Origin of the sequence: Paraburkholderia sp. BR10872 (genome assembly GCF_040965835.1) — a bacterium.
Lineage (GTDB): Bacteria > Pseudomonadota > Gammaproteobacteria > Burkholderiales > Burkholderiaceae > Paraburkholderia > Paraburkholderia nodosa_A.
The window spans coordinates 96096-102390 of the sequence record NZ_JBFRCN010000029.1 but is presented as its reverse complement, the minus strand read 5'-3'; the positions used below and the strand labels follow the sequence as shown (position 1 = coordinate 102390).

General features: G+C 66.4%; 4 protein-coding genes and 1 pseudogene. 3 read left to right on the top strand and 2 right to left on the bottom strand.

Features of this window, described 5'->3' with window-relative positions; genetic code table 11:
• Window positions 1-123: 123 nt before the first annotated feature.
• Both AB4Y43_RS22450 and AB4Y43_RS22445 read left to right on the top strand, forming a co-directional pair.
• A pseudogene (locus AB4Y43_RS22450) lies at window positions 124-687 on the top strand (enoyl-CoA hydratase); the annotation flags it as partial.
• A 3-nt stretch (window positions 688-690) separates the two neighbouring features.
• The gene (locus AB4Y43_RS22445) at window positions 691-1839 is read left to right on the top strand and encodes an enoyl-CoA hydratase/isomerase family protein (protein WP_368728814.1); all 1149 of its coding nucleotides are present in this window, start codon (window positions 691-693) and stop codon (window positions 1837-1839) included.
• Between the two features lie 4 nt (window positions 1840-1843).
• Here the strand turns inward: AB4Y43_RS22445 and AB4Y43_RS22440 are convergent, their stop codons facing one another.
• Together AB4Y43_RS22440 and AB4Y43_RS22435 are read right to left on the bottom strand one after the other, a co-directional pair.
• The gene (locus AB4Y43_RS22440) at window positions 1844-3103 is read right to left on the bottom strand and encodes a chloride channel protein (protein ID WP_368728816.1); all 1260 of its coding nucleotides are present in this window, start codon (window positions 3101-3103) and stop codon (window positions 1844-1846) included.
• A 316-nt stretch (window positions 3104-3419) separates the two neighbouring features.
• Complete coding sequence (locus AB4Y43_RS22435; RefSeq protein WP_342946715.1) at window positions 3420-3740, bottom strand: pyrimidine/purine nucleoside phosphorylase; 321 nt, start codon at window positions 3738-3740, stop codon at window positions 3420-3422.
• A 235-nt stretch (window positions 3741-3975) separates the two neighbouring features.
• Here AB4Y43_RS22435 and AB4Y43_RS22430 point away from each other — a divergent pair, with 235 nt between their 5' ends.
• The gene (locus AB4Y43_RS22430) at window positions 3976-6237 is read left to right on the top strand and encodes a TonB-dependent receptor (protein ID WP_368728813.1); all 2262 of its coding nucleotides are present in this window, start codon (window positions 3976-3978) and stop codon (window positions 6235-6237) included.
• Window positions 6238-6295 lie beyond the last annotated feature (58 nt).

The following is a 6295-nucleotide window of genomic DNA, read 5'->3' as shown; positions in this document are numbered from 1 at the left end:
GCCCGTTTGCTTCGCGGAGAGCGACATGAGAAGGGGTGAGCGCTCGTTCGCAAGCTCGGCCGCCTTTTCCCATTCGCCGACGGCTGCCGCCTGCTCGATGTCTTTCGTGATCTGCCAGATGCGATCGCACGCACGGCGGCGAGCGCGTTCGGCGCGGCATTCGAGGCGCTGCAGAAGGCGCGGCCCGTGGTCATCGCGGCGATCAACGGCTATGCCATGGGCGGCGGCCTGGAGTGCGCGCTTGCGTGCGATATCCGCATTGCCGAAGAGCATGCGCAACTCGCGCTGCCCGAGCCTGCCGTGGGGCTGCTGCCCTCCGGCTGCGGCACGCAGACCTTGCCCTGGCTCGTGGGCGAAGGCTGGGCCAAGCGCATCATCCTCACGGGCGAACGCGTGGACGCGCAAACGGCCCTGCGCATCGGTCTCGTGGAAGAAGTCGTCGCAACCGGCGGCGCGCGCGAGGCCGCGCTCGCCATGGCCGCGCGCGTGGCGGGCTTGAGCCCGCAGGCGGTCACCTTCAGCAAATCGCTGATCCATCAGGCGCGCGACGGCGTGCCGCGCAGCGCCGCGCTCGCCGTCGAGCGCGAGCGCTTCGTCGATCTGTTCGATTCGCCCAACCAGCGCGAGGGCGTCAACGCGTTTCTGGAGAAGCGCAAGCCACGCTGGCACATTGAAACGGAGAACTAGGCAATGAATGCAACACCCGCTTCCGCCCAGGCTGCAACGGAAGCCGAACAGGACGTGCTGTTTCGCGTGGTCAATCGCGTGGCGATCGTCACGCTCAACCGGCCCGCTGCGCTCAATGCGCTTTCGCACGCCATGGTGCGCGAGCTGGCTGTGCTGCTGGAACGCGTGCGCACAGACGACGGCATCGTCGCGCTCGTGCTGGAAGGTGCGGGCCCGAAAGGTTTTTGCGCGGGCGGCGACGTGCGCGCGATCTATCGGCTCGCACGCGAGAAAGCGCGCGAAGGCGCGAATGGCTGGCAACAATTCTTCGTCGACGAATATCGCCTCGACTACGCGTTGCACGCGTTTTCCAAGCCGCTCGTCGCGCTGCTCGACGGCGTGACGATGGGCGGCGGCATGGGTCTAGGCCAGGCGGCGGCGCTGCGGGTGGCGACTTCGCGCACGAAGATCGCGATGCCGGAAACGCGCATCGGGCTCTTGCCCGATGTGGGCGCGACGCACTTCCTCGCGAAGATGCCGGTGGAAATGGCGCTTTACGTGGGCCTGACCGGCGCAATGCTCAGCGGCGCGGACGCGCTGCATTGCGGCCTTGCGGATGCCTGTGTGCCGGGCGAATGGCTCGATGGCTACGAGGCGCGTCTGCTCGCCGCGCAATGGTCGGGCGATGTGCATGCTTCGTTGCGCGAAGTATTCGTCGCGCCGTGTCACGAGGCTAGCGATGGTGCGCTCGCTTCCTTCACGCCGCTCATCGTGCGGCACTTCGACCGCCGTCTGCGTGTCGAGCAGATCGTCGCATCGCTGCGCGCCGACCTCGAACGCGAACACGCGCAAGCCGAACGAGCGTGGCTCGAAGCCACACTCGAAGCGCTCACGCACTATTCGCCGACGATGCTCGAAGTCACGCGCGAAGCGCTGTTGCGAGGCCGCCAGATGACGCTCGCCGAGTGCTTCCGCATGGAGCTTGGCATCGTTGGCCGTGCGATCGAAGAGGGCGACTTCTGCGAAGGCGTGCGCGCGCATCTCGTCGACAAGGATCGCAAGCCGCGCTGGGCGCCCGCCACGCTCGTCGAGGTGCGGCCTGAACGCGTGCAGCATTTTCTTGCGTCGCCGTGGCGCGGCGAGGCGCATCCGCTGGCGGACCTCGGCGCATAACGGTTCAGTCGGAAGACTCGCGCGCCGAAGGCTCGCGCAGGGCGGCGAGGCGCAGTTCACGTTCGGCGCCAACTGCTGGCGTGCCGTGGGAGGGGCCCTGCGCACGCGTCAGCAGCCGCAGCGTGGCGACCGAACCTGCCACGGCGAGCAGCAGCGGGATCGCGAGATCGTGATTCGCGTGCGTGAATTCGAGAATCAGCACGGTCGCGGTGACGGGCATCTGCATTGAGGACGCGAGAAACGCACCCGCGCCGACGATCGCAAATGCACCCGGCGATAGACCCGGCCAAACATGGTTCACCAGCCCGGCGATCACGATGGCGAGCAACGCGCCGTTCGCGAGCCCTGGCGTGAGCAGGCCGCCCTTGGCGCCTGCGCGCAACGTGGTCGTCGTGATGAAGACGCGCAGCACGAGCAGCGTCGCCGCGAGGCCAATGCCGAGATTGTCGTCGAAGCTCAGGCCGGCCGCGCCCTTGCCGTTGCCGGGCAACTGCGGAAACCAGATGGCCAGCAGGCCAATGCCCGCGAAATTGACGAGCGTGTAGAGCGGCAGCCGCCAGTCTTTGGGCGAGGCGTCGCGCGCGCGGCTCGTCAGGCGCGCGAAACCGTGCGCGGCTGCGCCGAACACCGGCCCGCAGAGCACCGACCACACCACGAGCTGCGCATTGATGCCGTAGGCGGGCACGTGGTATTGCTGCGCGTCGCCGAGACCGATCCATGCGATCACGGCCGCAATGGCCGAGGTGCTGATCGCCGGCACCGCCACCGACCAGCCGAACGTGCCGAGCAGCACTTCGAGCACGAACATCGCGCCGCCCAGCGGCACGTTGTAGACAGCCGCGAGCCCCGCGCCCGCGCCGCACGCGATCATCACGCGGCGCTCCGCGGCGGTGAGGCCGGTGCGCTTCGCGAGCCAGCTCGCAAACGCGGCGCCGATCTCGCGCGGCGCGACTTCGCGCCCGAGCGGCGAACCCATCGCGACGGTCACGATCTGCAGCAGCGCGTGCACGGTGGTCGCAAAAATGGGCATGCGCTTGCCGCCCGGCTTGATCGCCGCGCTGATGCTCACGAGCGGGCGCGCGTAGCGATAGAGCGCCCACCATCCCCCTCCGGCGATCAGCCCGCACGCCACGAGTACCGCCACGCGCCGCCAGGGCGCGGTATCGGTCACGCCCTGCAGAAAGCTCTCCTCGCCGATGATGTGCCCCGCGCCGTAGCCGTAGGCGACGTGCTGGATCGCATGCAGCAGCAGCGCGAGCAGCATGCCGGAGAGACCCGCGCCGATGCCGGTGAGCACGGTCACGATCGCCAGCGTGACGAGCGGGCTGCGTGGCGGCGGACGATCGGCGTTGGCGCGAGGGCGCGGCGCGGGTTGGGGCGCGGGTTGGTGCGGGAAGGATGACACGGCGGGAAGACAGGCGTGGGAGTCGCCAGGCGACGGGCTGGCGCCCATTGTAGCGAGGGCATGGGGGCGGCGCGTCGAGCACGTTCGGCGCGCCCGGCACGTCCCCCCCAAGGTTCGGCAAAAGCGAAAACGCCCGCCGCGCGTCACGCGGCGGGCGTTCGAATCGATGCAGCGCTTACAGGTAGCTGCAAACGTAGTCGAGCGTCTCGACCACTTCGATGTCGAAACGGCTCTTGCCCGGCACGGAGAAAGACTCGCCGGCGCCGTAGGTCTTCCACTCGTCGGTGCCTTCGAGGCGGATGCGGCACTGGCCGGCCTGCACTTCCATCAGTTCGGCGGCGTCGGTGCCGAAGTTCAGCGTGCCCGGCAGGATCACGCCGAGCGTCTTGCGTGAGCCGTCGGCGAACAGCACGGTGTGCGACACGCACTTGCCGTCGAAGTAGACGTTGGCGCGTTTGATTACGGAAACCTGGTCGAATTGTGCTGCTGCCGTCATGGCGGTCTTCCTCTGTCGTCGTGAATGGAACCGGGCGCCGGGACGACTTCTCGTCCGGGGCGAGGCCGCCATCATACCGGCAGTCGGGCGCGGCGGGCGCATGGCATCGCCGTACAGCCATTCGGTTTGCGAATTGGATATTTACAAAAAAATGACCAGTTATTACAATCGCTATCACAAATGAGAATCATGCGCATTTGCAACTACGACAATTCGCCGACCAACTCGCCTACTCATGTCCGTCCATTTCCCGACGCGGATGCGCGCCATCGCCTCCGTCGCTGCGCTCTATTGCTCCGGTTTCTTCGCATCGCCGCTCGTTCACGCGCAAACCGCGCCCGCCGCCGATAGTCCTGCCGCCGCGAGTGCAGCGGCAGCAACGCCCGCATCGTCTACTGCGGCCACGGAAAGCACGCTGCCCGCCGTGAAGGTCGTTTCGGCGCCTTCCGAGATGCAGACCAAAACGCTCGGGTCGTACAAGTTCACCGCGCCGCTCATCGACACGCCGCGCTCCATCACGGTGATTCCTGAAGAGGTGCTCAAGCAGAAGAACGTCACGACGTTCCAGGACGCGCTGCGCACGGTGCCCGGCATCACGTTCCTGGGCGGCGACGCGGCGGCGAATCCGTCTGCGGACCGGCCCGTGATTCGCGGCTTCGAGTCGCGCAACTCGATCTTCGTGGACGGCATGCGCGACTCGGGCGTGCAGAACCGCGAAACCTTCGATGTGCAGAACATCAGCGTCATCAAGGGTCCGGACTCGGTGTATGCCGGGCGCGGGTCGGTAGGCGGCAGCATCGACATCACGACGAAAACGCCGCAGGACGACAACTTCATCAACGGCAGCGTGGGGCTTGGCACCGATAGCTACAGGCGCGCCACCATCGACTGGAACCAGACGCTCAACGACACCACGGCGTTCCGCCTGAACGCCATGGGCCACGACGCCGACCAGGCGGGCCGCACCGACGTGTACAGCAAGCGCTGGGGCGTGGCGCCCTCGATCGCGTTCGGCCTGAACACGCCGACCACGGTCACGGTGAGCTACTACCACCTGAACACCTACGACATGCCCGACTTCAGCGTGCCGTTCCGCTCGACGGGCGGCACGCCGGTGTCGTCCAACCGCGGCCAGTTCTACGGCCTGAACTCGCGCGACTACCGCTACGGCCAGACCGATACCGGCGAAGTGAAGGTGGAGCACCGCATCAACGACGCGTGGAAGATCAAGAACACTACGATGTTCGGCCGCTCGACACTCGACTACGTGGCGACCAATCCGCAGCTGACGAACGCGACCTCGAACCTGCTCAGCCTGCAGGCCAAGAGCGGCAAGTACGCGACCAACAGCGTCGCGAACCAGACCGAGGCGAACGGCAAGTTCGATCTCTACGGCATGCGCCACACGTTCACGGCGGGCGTGGAATTCAGCCACGAGCAGGACCTGTACGAGGGCTATCTCGTGACCGATTCGGCGGGCAACAACATCCGCTCGGGCGGCCCGTGCTCGGTTGCGTACAACTGCGCGTCGATCAACAACTGGAACCCGAATAACCCGTGGACGGGCAGCATCGTCCTCAATGGCGACAAGAGCTTCCCGGGACCTGCCACGCATACGCAGACGAATATCGCTTCGGCGTACATGTTCGACAGCGTGCAGCTTTCCGAGCGCTGGATCTTCAACGCGGGCTTGCGTTTCGACCGCTACGACGTGAGCGCGCAGCAGGCGGGCGTGGCCGATCTGTCGAACACGTCGAATCTCTTCAGCTACCAGTTCGGCCTCGTGTTCAAGCCGGTGCCGACCCTGAGCCTTTATGCGTCGTACGGCACCTCGGCGAATCCGCCGGGCTCGAATTCGGGCCTTGGCGGCGGCACGGACCAGATCACGGCCACGAACAAGGACCTCGCGCCCGAGCGCTCGCGCAATATCGAAGTGGGCGCGAAGTGGGACGTGCTCGATCAGCGCCTCTCGCTGACCACCGCGTTGTTCCAGACCGACAAGACGAACGCGCGCGTGAGCGACGGCCTGGGCGGCACGATCAACGCGGGCTCGCAACGCGTGCGCGGCTTCGAGTTCGGTTTCGCGGGCAACGTGACGAACAAGTGGTCCGTGTTCGGCGGCTATTCGTATCTCGATGCGATCACGACCGATGCCGGCCCGGCGAGCCCCACGCTCTCCGGCTTGCCGATGGTGATGGTGCCCAAGCACAACTTCACGCTGTGGACGAGCTACGACGTGCTGCCAAAGCTCACGGTGGGTGCGGGCGCAACGGTTTCGAGCCTGACGTATGCATCGGTTTCGGCGACGTCGCGCAAGTGGACGCCGGGCTATGCGCGCTTCGATGCTGCGGCGACGTGGCGTGTGTCGAAGAAAATCGATCTGCAGCTCAACGTGAACAACATCTTCGACAAGGCGTACTACCAGAGCGCGTATCCGATCTACGCAACCTGGGCGCCGGGCCGCTCGGCGGTGGTGACGGTGAACTTCTATCAGTGATCGCGCACGCCGCTAACGTCGCTTTCGGCGAGGCATGAAAAAAGGGGCGCTCGCAAGG

What these genes read in the sequence shown, in the direction of transcription:
- AB4Y43_RS22435 (WP_342946715.1), bottom strand. Translation starts at nt 3,740, where the DNA reads ATGACGGCAGCAGCACAATTCGACCAGGTTTCCGTAATCAAACGCGCC.
- AB4Y43_RS22430 (WP_368728813.1), top strand. Translation starts at nt 3,976, where the DNA reads ATGTCCGTCCATTTCCCGACGCGGATGCGCGCCATCGCCTCCGTCGCT.
- AB4Y43_RS22445 (WP_368728814.1), top strand. Translation starts at nt 691, where the DNA reads ATGAATGCAACACCCGCTTCCGCCCAGGCTGCAACGGAAGCCGAACAG.
- AB4Y43_RS22440 (WP_368728816.1), bottom strand. Translation starts at nt 3,103, where the DNA reads ATGCTGCTCGCGCTGCTGCTGCATGCGATCCAGCACGTCGCCTACGGC.